The organism is Okeania sp., from assembly GCF_983059655.1.
Genome location: NZ_CEZPJD010000108.1, coordinates 1 through 14,836 on the forward strand (window position 1 = coordinate 1; position 14,836 = coordinate 14,836).

A 14,836-nucleotide genomic window follows, 5' to 3' on the forward strand; every position below is an offset into this window, starting at 1 on the left:
TTCCTAAATACTCTCCAGATTTAAATGATATAGAACACGACTTTGGTGCATTAAAGAAGAAAAGAATGTACGAAGGAAAAGATAAATCCATTGATGATATCATTCGAGATTATTGTGTCTCTTAGTGTCCCAGTCTTATTCAGAATGACTATATATATAAGTATAATCTTATAATTAAGAAATTATTATAATAAACTAAACAGACTATTTAGATTCTGCTATATTACAAACATAAGAAACAAAAAGCATGAATTTGTTTCGCTAGTGCCTAAGATCGCATCCGAATTTTTACTCTTAAGTTTTCAGGAGTTATACACTTGATGAGCTATGCAAATTTATTGATAACAAAAGCATCACAATTTCCTAGAAATGACGATAGTTCCTCATTAGCAACGAAAAATACTGGAGCTGCTCTAATTGCTCAAGCGATACGCGCTGTGGAAGGACATTTCCTCTACTGTGTTCCGGGTAGTCCAACCACTTCTATCGTTGAATCTCTAGGATATGGATTTGTGGATTTTGAAGAAGTTGATATGGTTCGGCGACTTATTGGGATTAACGCTCTAGGTATCCCTGTCTTTGCTGTTATGAAGCACTCTGGTTTTTTAGCAGTTCAGGAACTGCTAGCAACGTTAGCTAACTATGAACTCCGATCACCCTTCATTTTTATCGTAGGGGATGAAGTTGGGACGGGTTCACAGACAGGAAATGACACAAGATATCTATGTGATACTTCACGCATTTCCTTAGTTGAGCCATCAGCGAACACAATTTTTGAATCAATGCAGTTTTGCCTTGAAGTTTCAACTAAACTTCGCAAACCTGTAGTTTTTCGACTTATTTCTAGCCTAGTTAATTCTTCTTATCCGATTAGCTCTTCGTATTTATGTGCTAGTCAAAAGCTGTATCAAAAGACACCCCATATTCCTAAGAATACTGATTATTTTGCATCAGAAGGTTTCACGATTAGTCGCATTGTTAACTCCCAGCTTCTTGAGGAGGATGTTATTTCTCTGACGAAATCTCTGAATCCACACACATACCAAAATACGAATAATCAACTAATTGTAGTTTCAGGTAATATCGCTGATAGAATCTATCGGATTATTCAAACACATCACTTAGATTTTGATGTTTTAGAAATCAATACAATCAGTCCATTACCAGAGACAAAGATTGTAGATGCTTTTAATCGCTACGAAAGTATTCTCGTATTAGAGAGCTGGGAACCCTACCTTGAACAGAAAATTCGTTGTTTGACTCAAAGATATGGTTTGAAAGTATCGATCTATGGGCAGCAGAAAGTATGTGGCATTGCTCTAATTAATGCTGTTGGAGAGCTTGAGGATAATTCTATTGTGCAGATTCTTCATCTCTTTAAATTTAAACATGGCTCCAACAAAGAATTTTTCCAGCCCATTAAAGACTATCCCTTTTCAAAAAATCCGAAACAGGAACGATACTTAATTGCTTATGAAGCCATTTGTCGTACTGCCAAAAAATTTGGACTAGAACCTTGCCTTTCTGTAAGCACTGGACGGACTCGATATGCGGTGATGGGAACTAAATGGGAAAGTTCAGTCAAATTTATGGGACCAATGGGTAGTGAAGTTGAGCAATTATTAGGATACTTATCTGTTGAAGATAGCAAAGATTTATGTCCTGGAGTAGTTTTAGGTGATTACACATTTTGTCATAGTGCTTGGAAAGGTGTTAATTTGCTCAATTACCATCGCATCAAATTTGGTAAAAAAGTTTTCACTGTGATACTAGAAAATGGTGGTTCTCACACAACAGGAGGACACCAGTGTCAACCTCCTGAAACTGTTGGTGCAAGTATAGTTGAAAACTGGCAGCAACGATTCCTGGGTAAAGTGAGTATCTTTGATGACTTGGATAGCGCACTTGAAACTTTAATCGATCCAGGTTCCTCAAAAGATATTCTTATTATTAGTTTGGAGAATTGAGATGAAAATTTTAGACTGCACGCTGCGTGATGGTGGCAATTTAAATGACTGGCAATTTCCCTGGCAAACTATTGAGTTCCTTGTGAGTGAACTTTCTGTATCAGGTATAGACTACATTGAAGTAGGTTATTTTGGTGGAGTTGGCAAACTTTCAAATAATCCTGGACTGACTTCCCACTGCAATCGAGATTTTTTTAAAAAACTACCAAAGTGTCAGGCTAAACTTTCAGTTCTGATTATTCCTGACTATCAACCTAACCTTGAAGAGCTGATATTACTTCCTGTTAATTTAGTACGAATTGCTATTTATCCATGGGAATTTGAAAAAGCTCTACCCAGTGCTGAATTTTTAGCTAGTCGGGGGATGCCTGTCAGTATAAACTGTATGGCTTCATCATACATTAAACCTGATAACATTTCTAAACTTGCAGAATATTCTCAATCTGCTGGAGTATCAATTTTCTACATTGTTGACTCATTTGGATCATTACTTCCAACACAGGTCAAAGAGTATATTGAAGCTGCCAAATCCTACTGCCAAGTTGGATTTCATGGGCATGATAATCTTGGACTAGGAGTTGCTAATTCCTTGGCAGCTCTAGATGCTGGAGCGGAGTTCGTTGACACAGCCGTTTGTGGTATGGCACGAGGAGCTGGAAACGCTCAAACTGAGAAATTAGCTGGTATTATGATGACTCAAAGTAAACCTTACGACGCGATTCGCATTGCTAAGCTTGCTGACACAGTCATTTCACCTCTTTTACCAGTTCGTACAGATGGCAGATTGGTTGATATTAGTTGTGGGATTTATGATGTCAATTCCTTGTTATTACAGTCAATTCGTCAGGTTGGGCATAAATTGGATATTCCAGTCGAACAACTAATTGCAGCTATGGGCAAAGAAAAACCTCAAGAACACAGCTACGCTTTGGTAGAAAAAGTTGCCTTGGAAATTCTGTAAATCTCTATGAAAAAACTCAATATTTCTACTGGTTTAGTTGGGATTATTATTGCTGTTTTATTTTGGGGATCTGCCTTTCCCGGCGTTCGCTATGCTGTTCAAAGGTTTGATCCTCTTAATTTAGTGGCTTTGAGATTCTTTATTGCATCTTCAGTCTTATTGATATTTGCTTTACTCTCAAAGCAAATTCGCAGGCCGGATACCAAGGACATTCCTCTCCTACTAGCTCAGGGTATCCTTGGCATTTCAGTATATCATCTTTTACTGTCCTGGGGACAGCTGACGATTCCTGCTGGAACTGCAAGTCTCTTAAATGCCTCCAGTCCTTGTATGGCAGCTTTGCTAGCAGCAGCGTTTTTGGGTGAATCGCTGTCACGACGAAGTTGGCTAGGAATGTTGGTTGGCTTTAGTGGTGTGTCACTAATTGTTATTGGTCAAGGTAATGACTTCAGTTTTGCTTTTTCATCAGTACTAATTCTGATAGCAGCCTTTTCCCAAAGCCTCTACTACATTCTCCAGCGTCCTTTTTTCAGTAAATATTCTCCCCTGGAACTTGCTTGTTATACGCTTTGGGGAGGGACATTACCTATGTTATTCTTTCTCAAAATTCCTTCTTCTCTAGAGGTAAGTTTAACTATTGCCTATTTAGGGATGTTTCCAGCCGCTTGTGCCTACATTGCTTGGACTTATGCTTTAGCTAACTTTTCAACTGCACGAGCATCTAGCTTTCTATATTTAGTTCCAGTTGTTGCAATCATTGTTGGTTGGCTATGGTTAGACGAAAAACCTGCTCTTTTATCTATTGTTGGAGGAGGTACGATTATGGCAGGTGTTGTTTTAGTCAATGAGGCTAAATTCAAGCCTAAAAGCCCAGAGTGAAAAAAAGTGGAGGGGGAAAATTGCTTAAATTGAACTCATGTTAGAGATTAACCCTCCCATAATCTATCAGCTAAAAATGGTAATGTTTTAGAGCTGTGTAAGCAATAAGAGCCGGTTGTGCAGAGCGCAAAGTGTGGGATAGGTAGATCATTCCACTTTCCCATTCCCACACTTTCTTGATGCACAACCAATTATTCTTATGTCTGCTTCTTCCCCACTCCCCTGCTCCCCTGCTCAACAAAATGTAGAAGAGTTTTTGAGAAATGGTATTATATAGTTGAGAGTAAGGAACATTATATACAACGTCCCTACTTTGTTTTAACCCTATAAAATCTAACTTTTGACTTTTGACTTCATTTAGCCATAACTAACTCCGATGGCAACCGTTGAAACGAAAGTCGCTCATTTTCAACATCCACAAAAATAGTGTCACCATCATTAAATTCACTACGCAAAATACCCTTAGCAATTTGCGTTTCCAACTCTCGCTGAATTGCCCGCTTTAATGGACGAGCGCCATATACAGGGTCATACCCAACTTCTGCTAAAAAGTCAACAGCAGCATCAGCAAGCTTCAGTGACATATTTCGTTCAGCTAACCGTTTCTCTAGACGTACAATTTGTAATTGCACAATTTCCCGTAATTGCTCTTTCTGTAACCCTTTGAAAATAATAGTTTCATCAATACGGTTGAGAAACTCTGGACGGAAAGCAGCACGTAACGCTTCCATGACTCGACTCTGTACTTTCTCATGATCGTCAGTGACATCTAATATAAACTGAGAACCAATATTACTTGTCATAATAATCACGCTATTCTTAAAATCAACTTTGTGACCTTGAGAATCAGTAACTCGCCCATCATCCAAAACTTGCAGCATGATATTAAACACATCTGGATGTGCTTTTTCAATTTCATCAAACAAAATCACCGTGTATGGACGACGACGAATAGCTTCGGTTAACTGACCTCCTTCATCATAACCAACATATCCAGGAGGTGCCCCTATTAAACGAGACACAGAATGTTTTTCCATATATTCAGACATATCAATGCGCACCATCGCATCTGCGGTGTCAAATAAATATGCTGCCAATGCTTTTCCTAACTCTGTTTTACCAACACCAGTAGGGCCGAGGAAAATAAAACTAGCTACCGGACGGTTGGGGTCTGCTAAACCTGCACGCGATCGCTGAATGGCATCAGAAACAGCAGTTACTGCCTCATCCTGACCAATAACTCGCTGATGTAATTCTTCTTCGAGGTGCAGCAGCTTTTCTTTTTCCGACTCCACTAATTTACTGATGGGAATGCCAGTCCACTTAGAAATAATTTCAGCAATATCTGCTTCTGTCACCTCTTCCCGTAACAAAGTTTGACCGCTGGTTTGAGTTGCTTCGAGTTTAGTTTCTGCCTCTTCTACTTGTTTTTGTAGATTAATCAAATTACCGTATTTCAACTCAGCAGCACGGTTGAGGTCATAATTTCGCTCTGCTTGCTGAATTTCAATATTAACTTTATCTATCTCTTCTTTAATAGTCTGAATTTTACCAATGATGCCTTTTTCTGCTTCCCACTGAGCAGTTAGGGTGCGTTGCTCTTCTTTCAAATTAGCCAAATCTTTTTCTAGTCTTTCCAACCTTTCTTTGGAAGCAGCGTCACTTTCTTTTTGTAGTGATAACCTCTCCATTTCTAGTTGCAGAATTTTGCGGTCAATTTCATCAAGCTCCTCTGGTTTGGAGGTAATTTCCATTTTGAGTTTAGCTGCCGCTTCGTCTACTAAGTCTATTGCTTTGTCTGGAAGGAAGCGATCGCTAATATAACGAGTAGATAGAGTAGCAGCAGCGACGAGGGAACTATCGGAGATTTTTACGCCGTGATGTACTTCATAGCGTTCTTTAAGACCCCGTAAAATAGAGATGGTGTCTCCTACACTGGGTTGGTCTACAAAAACTTGTTGGAAGCGACGTTCTAAAGCAGCATCTTTTTCGATGTATTTACGGTACTCATCAAGAGTTGTTGCTCCAATACACCGGAGTTCCCCTCTAGCTAACATTGGCTTGAGCAAATTTCCTGCATCCATTGCCCCTTGAGTTGCCCCTGCTCCCACAACTGTATGAATTTCATCTATAAATAAGATTACTTTACCGTCTGAGTCAGTGACTTCTTTGAGTACAGCTTTCAAGCGCTCTTCAAATTCGCCCCTAAACTTAGCACCAGCAATTAAAGCACCCATGTCTAGGGCGATGAGTTGGCGGTCTTTGAGAGACTGAGGAACGTCTCCAGTAATAATACGTTGGGCGAGACCTTCAGCGATCGCTGTTTTGCCGACTCCGGGTTCACCTATTAATACTGGGTTATTTTTGGTGCGACGACTAAGTATTTGAATAGTGCGTCTAATTTCGTCATCCCTTCCAATAACGGGGTCGAGTTTTCCTTCGCGAGCAAATTCTGTCAGGTCGCGACCATATTTTTCCAGAGCTTCGTATTTACCTTCTGGGTTTTTGTCGGTTACTTTTTGGTTGCCTCTAACTTGGGAAATAGTTTCTTTGAGTTTAGCTTCATCTAGTTTAAATTCTTGATAGAGCTTTTTACCAAAGCGGTCGTCTTTGATATAAGCAAGCATGAAATGTTCAACGGAGATATATTCGTCTCCATATTCTTGACGATATTTTTCGGCATTGTCTGACAAGGTGTCGAGACTACGACCTAAGTAGATATTGCTGGGTGTATTTTTAACTTTGGGTTGACGGCTAATAAATGCGTCTGTGTATTCTTGTACTTTGGAAGTTGAGACACCTGCTTTGTTAAATAGACTGGTTGCGAGTCCATTTTGTTCTAACAAAGCTTTCATTAAGAGTTCACTTTCGATTTGTTGTTGTTGGAAGGTTTTAGCCATGTCTGGAGTTCTAGCGATCGCTTCCCAAGTTTTTTCTGTAAATTGGTTAGGATTATTTAGTTGCATAGTTTTTTGTTTTTTTATTTTTTGTCTATATCTTTTTATTTAATTTTAACTTGTATAACTGAATAAATTTTAGTAGAAAAAACCGTTGTTTTTTATTGGGTATTTACCCTTAAATTTGTTAGGATTATTTAATTGCATATTTTTTAGTTTTTTTTATATAGCAATCCTATTTAAGTCGTAATATTTTAGTAGCAGTAAAGAGTCATAATGCAAAAGCCATAATTCATAATTTACAAAAATTCCAAAGGAAAACTGAGGACATATCAAAATCTTAAAACTCAGAAAGTATAAGATTATTACTTCTGCTTTCTGCTTTTTTTTTTGCATAAATTTTAGTAGAAAAAACAGTTTTTTATTATCAATTATACGGTAAGTATTCAGCATTTGCTACGGAATGCGGAGCTAACGGCTTTTAAAGGTACAGGACTACCTTAGTAGCTCATAGCCTTTTTATTTCTTGCGGAATGCTACGCAAACATAAGTTTTAATTCTCTTTGGAGAGTAATTCCTCCTCTGGTGTGATAGTGACTTAATAACTCATAGCTGAAGTCCGCAGTTCCTCTGTAAGAGGCTAGCTGAACGCTGACCGCTAAATGCTTACATTATGCCCTCTTAAATATTACTTTTATTAAACTTAACTGATTTTTTTATAGAATCTTTACCGAATAATTAATAATTCAATAGTTCAATAATTCAGGTTTAAAGCCTCCCCTTTCAAGGGGAAAAAAATAAATTTTCTCCTTTTATTCAATCCTCTTCCTTTTAGGGAGAGGTAATTATCAATTATCCATTATCCATTATTGAACATACTCAAATACCAATCAGAGCATTACTCTTTCTGGAAACCAAACAGTAAATGTAGAACCTTGCTCTGATTTACTTTTAACATAAATTCTTGCCCCCATCCTCTCACACAAACGTTGACATATTGCCAACCCTAAACCAGTACCACCATATCGACGAGTCGTAGAAGCATCTGCTTGAGTAAAAGGTTTAAATATATGCTTTAACTGGTCTTCTGTCATGCCAATACCAGTATCAGACACCCGAAAAACTATGTAATTATTTGAATTATTAAACGACTGTAAGTTTTGATTTTGAGGATTTTTCACCTTCTTACTTACTCTTTCCACACTCAAAGTAATCAAACCATCTTGTGTAAACTTAGCTGCATTACCCAATAAATTTATCAGTACTTGTCTGACTTTTGGCATATCAGCATACATTGTACCTAAATTTTCTCCTAACAGTAATTTGAAGCTATTACGGTTTTTTTCTGTGAGATTTTTCGCTGTACCAACTACATCTTGAACTAACTGTTCAACTTCAATACTTTCTAAATAAAGTGTTACTTGACCTGCTTCAATTTTGGAAATATCTAAGATATCACTAATCATTTCTAGAAGGTGTTTACCTGCAATCTTAATTCTATCTAGATCCAGCATAAAGTCTTCATATCCTTCTTCTTCAGCTTCTTCATAAAGAATTTCACTATATCCAATAATAGCATTTAAAGGTGTACGAAGTTCATGACTCATGGTAGCTAAAAAAGCACTTTTAGAACGGTTTGCTGCTTCTGCTTTTAGTTTAGCTTCCTGGAGTTGTTCAGTGTATTTTGCTACCTTACCAATTAATTCATTGAGAGATAAGGTTAATTGTCCTATTTCATCTTCTGTAGTTACAGGAAGTTGTAGTTCAAAGTTAGCTTCTTCTGTCACTTGTTGGGCAACTTTGATGATATCTTTGAGGGGAATCACGATGGAACTTCCGGTATAAATAGCCATTATTACTGCAATAATTATCGATAGTAGTAGGCTACCTATTAATATTTGAATTCCTAATGCTTCTGCTTTTTGATAATCTCTAAATCCTTGTTCTACTCTTTGATTAAATAATGTAGTTAACTTTTCTGAATCTTGTGACAGTTTTTCCAGTTTTATTGCTACTTCACTATTAGTAATTTGACTAAGTGATGTTGAGGATAAACTCTCTACTTTTACTGTTGTTTCAGGAGAATTTTCTACTTGTTTTTCAGGAGGAATTTGTTTGATTTCTTGAACTAAGTTTTCTAATTTTTTAATATAGGCTTCTACAGGATTAAAATAATTATCGATCAATTCTTGAAGTGGAATATAGTATTTTTTATGGAGACTTTTATCTTCTACTTCTGGCATTAATTGAAGTTGCTTGAAAATAGTATTAATTTCATAAATACTGGATAACTCTTGGGAGATTTTTGCTTCTAAAACTTTCCGGTCATTAACTAATTTTGGCCGCTCTTTTTGAATTATATTCACCTTCAATGCTTTTGTCGTGAGCTTCGTGAGTAAATTTACCTGTGCTTGAGCCTGTTCTATTTGTTCTCTAATTTGATGTTTATAATTCAACTCAAATATCCGCCCTGTCAGTATTCCTAAAGTTGCAACGGCGATCGCTAATATATAGCCAAAACTTATTTTCTTTCTGATTCCTATGCTACTAGACAGATTTTTTGATCCGGTTTTATCCCGGATTGTAGACTGTTTTTCTGATGTAGAAGTTAAAGACATCTGCACTGGTATTCCTTGGCCATATTCATAACAGTATATTTTATTCTAATCTAATATTTATAACGGTCTTTTAGCCCATATTATTTCATTACTTCCCATGATTAATTATGTGAAGTTTTTCTTTGATACCACAATATATTTTTTTTGACAATACTACTAATGTTTTAATGTAAGCATTTCCTGCGGAATGCTGCGCAAACAGCTATTAGCTGTCAGCTATCAGCAACTAGACTCTCTCATATAGGACAGTGTTTAAATTTACAACTAGACTTTAAAGGCAAGGGATCAAACTTTTGTAGTAAGATAATTAATAAAGCTTTTATCCTAAATTAAAAGCAATAAGCTTATAGCTGAATGCTTATGTTTTAATCGCTCGGAATTAGTATAAATTATTTACATTTATATTACTACCGAGCTTGACATCCTCCCGACGCTGCTCTCACGAGACAGCGCGGGATTCCCTAACATCACTGTTAGGGGTTTTCTGTTTCTTAGCACCCGCCTTCGGAGGCTTAATCCCTTCAGGTCTTACAGTCGCTCCACAGACTGACACTGCGAGTCCCGCAGCCTTCGAGGGTGGGCGTTCCCTCTCTTGGTCGGCGTTCCGCAAGCGAGCTGTCGGCGGCGCGGGGTCCGACCGCTTGCGTCTGAGGCCGACGCGGGTTCCCATCCGCAAAATATTTATTGAAGCGTTTATGTCCCTGTCATGGTGAGCTGCACACTCTGGGCAATCCAACTCTCTTACACTTAGAGGTAATCTTTCTACTATATGCCCACAATTAGAACAACGCTTTGAACTAGGAAAATATCTATCAATCTTGATTAATTCCCGTCCATACCATTGAGCTTTGTATTCTAATTGCCTGACTAATTTGGACCAGTTGGCATCACTTATTGCTCTAGCTAATTTATGGTTTTTGACCATGTTTTTTACTGCCAAGTCCTCAACTACAACAGTTTGATTTTCTCTGATTAATTGAGTGGTCAGCTTGTGGGTATAGTCTCCTCTTGAATCTTTAATTTTTGCGTGTATCCTAGCTACTTTCAGTCTCGCCTTTTGGTAGTTATTAGAGCCCTTAGTTTTTCTCTTTAGAGACTTCCCCGCCAATCTCAGCTTTCCAATCCCCATTCAAGAAAATTTTTTTGACAGTATAGTTTTTAGTTAGATTAACTATCCAGGCTTACTTCTCACACATTCCTAGAAAATTCAACAAATAAAGCTTGTTTCTAATTATCCTTAACAACTTGTATTTTACCGAATAATTAAATGATTAAATAATTAGGGCTTGCTGATTAAATCTCAAAGCATTGACTGATATTGGTTTGAGAATTTTTTTATCTAAAAAAGTATCAGTTTTTAGGTGGAAAAAGCTCAAAAAGCTAGTATTTTGGGATGATTATGGCAGAAAAATTGTCCCTTAATTTTTCCTACTACCTCGTCTATATTCCCACTTCTTCTGACTCCTGACTCCTTCATTCATCCATAAGACTTTTTCAGAAAGCCCTAATTAAACAATTTAGGTTAAAAGCCTCCCATTTCAAGGGGAAAAAAGCGGTCGTTTTGCTAGCGCATAACTACGTTAACGGCTGTCGCCGACATGTTTGCGGAGCATGACCTAGGAAAAAGCGGAGCTTCCCGTAGGGTTGGATGGCGATCTTCGGAGTGGCTCTGTCAAGAGCAGGTCTCCTTGCCATATCCAATCGACCAAGAGAATAAATTTGTTCGGCGTTGGTCAGTCCTCTCCCTTTTAAGGAGAGGTAATTATCAATTAATGAATCAATCTATACCATTCTCTTACTAACTCTAAATTTAGCAATCTTTTGAAAATGGTATAAATTACTAAGTTGTAATTTAAAGAAGTATATAGACTTTCTCGTTCGGATGGGTAAAATTTGAGTTTTTAGGGAGTAGGAAGCACCAGAGCAAGAAATATAAGCATTTGCAATACACTTCACATTTACTGAGTAATTTTATTGCATTTTTCACTGTATGAGTATTGGTCAAGCAAAAAAATATTAATTTTTCGTATAACTTTTTATTTCTCAGAAAAATTTTGAGAATATTAACTTAACTTAATTACTTTTACTAATTTATTACTTACTGTTGGCAAAACTTAAATAGATATAAATCATCTGGTAGTTCAGAGGCCACATCTAGATCGACACTTTCAGGAACAAATAAAACCATGCCAAATTCACATAGTTCAGTTGAACATTTATCTGGTCGTGCAGTAATTCGATAATCGCTCTTTTCTGTGGGAGTAAAAGAGATTACTGGTATCCCATCCTGTTTTTCATCATTGGCTATTTTTTCACCCTGTTGATTTTTCAGGGTTAAATTTAAGTCATTACAATTATCATCACATACTGCTAGAATTGTATAGGACGTATTAGAAGATAATTTGGCTGTAAAAGGAACTTCTACTCTTTCTTTCACTTTTCCAATTAGTGGCCAGAAGACTAGTTTTTTGCCAGCTCCTTCTTGTTGTTCTACTGTCTCTTTCAGCTTACATATTACTTGTTCTTGTTCAACACTAAGTTCAACACTGGCAGCAGTTGCAACTATTGCACTACCTAATACCAAACCAATTCCACCTAAAACTAATTTTTTGGTATCCATTGATTTACTCAAATGAAGATTCTTCGTAAACTACAGTCAGGAGTTTAACATATCTCTTGCACAATAAAAATCTTTTATAAGGAATAGGGAACAGGGAACAGGGGATACCATTTCTCAAAAACTTTTCTATATTTTCTTGAGTAGGGGAGTAGGGGAGTAGGGGAGTGGGGGAGTGGGGGAGAATTAAACATAAGAATAATTAACATTAACTTACCTGAAAGTAGCAAAAAAATTATTCGACATAAGTTAATTACTTAATAACTGATTATCGGAAACAGGGAACAGAGAACAGGGAGAAATAATTGATAATTTAGGGATAATAATTGATTGTTTTTTTTTGGAGATGTCTATTACTTAAAATTAATCATTAGATAGGGAACAGGGAGAAATAACTGATAATTTAGAGACAATAATTGATTTGATTTTTTTGGAGATGTCTATTCCTTAAAATTAATCATTAGATAGGGAACAGGGAATAGGAAACAGGGAGAAATAATTGATAATTTAGGGACAATAATTGATTTGATTTTTTGGGAGATGTCTATTCCTTTTACAAACAGTCTCTTAGGTAGCACTTCAACTATCAAGTAATTAACACAAACAGGAGCGCCTTTTTGATGATTAGTACCCTGGAAGCGCACCAATTATTATTACGTTTATTTCTCCTCCACTGCCCTACTCCCTCACTCCCCTACGCCCTCACTCCTCCACTCCCCCACTCCCCTACTCCCCCACTCCCTTACTCCTCTACTCTCCTGCTGGTATTATTTAGTCTCCATCCAATTTTTTCCAGTATGAATATCTACTATTAGAGGTACTTTTAAATCTATGGCATTTTCCATTGTAGATTTAATTACTTGCTCCAACTCTTGCCACTCTAATGATGGAACTTCAAATACTAATTCATCATGGACTTGTAATAATAATTTTGCCTGATAATTTGCCAATATTTCATGGAATTTTATCATAGCAATTTTAATAATATCTGCACTTGAACCTTGAATAGGCGAGTTAGCTGCTGCCCTTAAAAGTTGAGCATCATTTTGACTTAAACGTTTAAATTCATCTAGGTTAATTTCTTCTGGTTGCCTACCTTTTAAATCTCGGAGAGTTTTAGATTCAAATTCAAAATAACGCCGACGACCTAATATTGTTTCTACATAACCTTGAGCGATCGCTTCTTTTTTTAACTTACCTAAATACTCAAATACTTGAGAATATTTTTGTTTATATTTGTCTAAAAATTGTTTACTTTCTTTGACGCTTATTCCGACAGACCTTGCTAATTTTTGTGCCCCCATACCATAAATTACGCCAAAGTTTATTGTTTTACCGACACGACGTTCATCTGATGTAATTTCTGCTTTTTCAAATAATAGTTTTGCCGTGACAGTATGTACATCTTGATTATTTTGATAAGCTTCTATCAATACTGGTTCTTGACTTAAGTGAGCTAATATTCTTAATTCAATTTGTGAATAATCTGCGGCGACTAATAACCAATCTTTTTTGGGGATAAATGCCTGACGAATTTGCCGAGAAAATTCTGTACCAATGGGAATATTTTGTAAGTTTGGTTCGGAGGAAGATAAACGTCCTGTATCTGTTTGAGTTTGATTAAAGTTTGTATGAACTCGCTGAGTATCTGTACGAACTAATTTTGGTATGGCTTCGACATAGGTAGAAAATAGTTTGTATAAAGTTCGATGGTTTAATATTTCATCAATGATGGGATGATGTTGACTTTCTTCTTGTAATTTTTCTAAGACAACTACATCTGTAGAATAACCAGTCTTAATTTTCCGAGATTTTTTCTGATTTTGATTCAGTATATTAAACAGTAGTTCGCTTAATTGAGATGGTGAGTTAAGGTTTAAAAAATCACTTGTTTCTGCTTGATTGATTTGATTTTCAATTTCTTCTGAGTTTTGTCTTTGCTCTTTTGATAATTTGGTAATATAAGCTTTTAATATGGGGCTAGATATTGCTTTTTTTAATTCTTGTTGATTAGTGAATGAGTCAGTCTCTATATTTTGAATTTCAGTTATGAGATATTCCTGTAAAATTCGAGTATCTACAGTTTCAAAAGCTCTTTTTTCAATGGCTTCTAAATCTTTTTTCAATTGGACTGAGAATTTTTTGAGATATTCAATATCGATGCTAATTCCCAGATATTCCATTTCTGCCAAAACAGATTCTAATGGTTGTTCTACATCTACTAATAATTTGTACAAAGATTTTTCTGAAGGTTGATTTTTATCAGCTTTTTCTAATTCAGCTCTTAACTTTTCTACTAACTGAAATGTCACAAAAACTTGAGTTCCACAATAGTCCGCTACTTTCAGAATCTCTAAGTCAGCAATAGTTTGATTTTTAGAGACTACATCACCATAACTTTTTAAATTTATTCCAGCAGTTCTCAGATGTCTAATATATATTTCTTCCAGACTATGTTTTGCTCCAGGATTTAATACATAACTTGCCAACATTGTGTCAAAAACAACCCCAGCCAATTTAATTCCTTGACAGCTAAAAACTAATCTATCAAATTTGGCATTTTGAAATACTTTCGGATAATCAAAACCTTCTAAAATTGGTTTTAAAGCCTCCAATACTTTTCCCTTATCTAGATTTTTTCCTGCCTTATGTCCGGTAGGAATATAAGCAATATCTTCTATATTTTTTCCCCAACAACAACCAATACCAACCAACCCTGCATCTCGTGGTTCTAAAGATGTAGTTTCCGTATCCCAAGCCACGGGAGTCTGAGGATTTTTCTGTTCTTTTAAAATATTTACTAACTGATTTAACTTTTCTGGAGTATCAATAATTTGAGGTTTTATTTCTGATTTTATTGTGGTTTGTTGTTGAGCTGCCTTTGTATCTTCTGCGCT

Annotated in this window: 8 protein-coding genes and 1 pseudogene; 4 read left to right on the plus strand and 5 right to left on the minus strand. The window is 36.4% G+C overall.

Going from position 1 to position 14,836, the window contains the following annotated elements:
* From AC3DU7_RS08865 to AC3DU7_RS08880, 4 genes and pseudogenes are all read left to right on the plus strand, one after another.
* Positions 1–125 (plus strand): annotated as a pseudogene (locus AC3DU7_RS08865) (IS630 family transposase); the annotation flags it as partial.
* Positions 126–320: 195 nt separating this feature from the next.
* Complete coding sequence (locus tag AC3DU7_RS08870; protein ID WP_488038988.1) at positions 321–1,967, plus strand: hypothetical protein; 1,647 nt, start codon at positions 321–323, stop codon at positions 1,965–1,967.
* A 1-nt stretch (position 1,968) separates the two neighbouring features.
* Positions 1,969–2,928 (plus strand): beta/alpha barrel domain-containing protein, encoded by a 960-nt coding sequence (locus AC3DU7_RS08875; RefSeq protein WP_488038989.1) that lies wholly within the window; start codon positions 1,969–1,971, stop codon positions 2,926–2,928.
* 6 nt (positions 2,929–2,934) lie between these two features.
* Positions 2,935–3,807, plus strand: a complete 873-nt coding sequence (locus tag AC3DU7_RS08880) for a DMT family transporter (RefSeq protein WP_488038990.1) — start codon at positions 2,935–2,937, stop codon at positions 3,805–3,807.
* A gap of 353 nt (positions 3,808–4,160) precedes the next feature.
* Here AC3DU7_RS08880 and clpB read toward each other — a convergent pair whose 3' ends face one another.
* The 5 genes from clpB to AC3DU7_RS08905 all read right to left on the minus strand — a co-directional run.
* On the minus strand, positions 4,161–6,773 hold the full coding sequence (clpB, locus tag AC3DU7_RS08885; RefSeq protein WP_488038991.1) for an ATP-dependent chaperone ClpB: 2,613 nt from the start codon (positions 6,771–6,773) through the stop codon (positions 4,161–4,163).
* 821 nt (positions 6,774–7,594) lie between these two features.
* Positions 7,595–9,322, minus strand: coding sequence for a sensor histidine kinase (locus AC3DU7_RS08890; protein ID WP_488038992.1), 1,728 nt, complete (start codon positions 9,320–9,322; stop codon positions 7,595–7,597).
* A gap of 439 nt (positions 9,323–9,761) precedes the next feature.
* On the minus strand, positions 9,762–10,451 hold the full coding sequence (locus AC3DU7_RS08895) for an RNA-guided endonuclease TnpB family protein (RefSeq protein ID WP_488038993.1): 690 nt from the start codon (positions 10,449–10,451) through the stop codon (positions 9,762–9,764).
* A gap of 969 nt (positions 10,452–11,420) precedes the next feature.
* Positions 11,421–11,942: a hypothetical protein gene (locus tag AC3DU7_RS08900; protein ID WP_488038994.1), complete on the minus strand. Its 522-nt coding sequence runs from the start codon at positions 11,940–11,942 to the stop codon at positions 11,421–11,423.
* 764 nt (positions 11,943–12,706) lie between these two features.
* A partial coding sequence (locus AC3DU7_RS08905) for a DNA polymerase (RefSeq protein WP_488038995.1) occupies positions 12,707–14,836 on the minus strand: 2,130 nt, incomplete at its 5' end.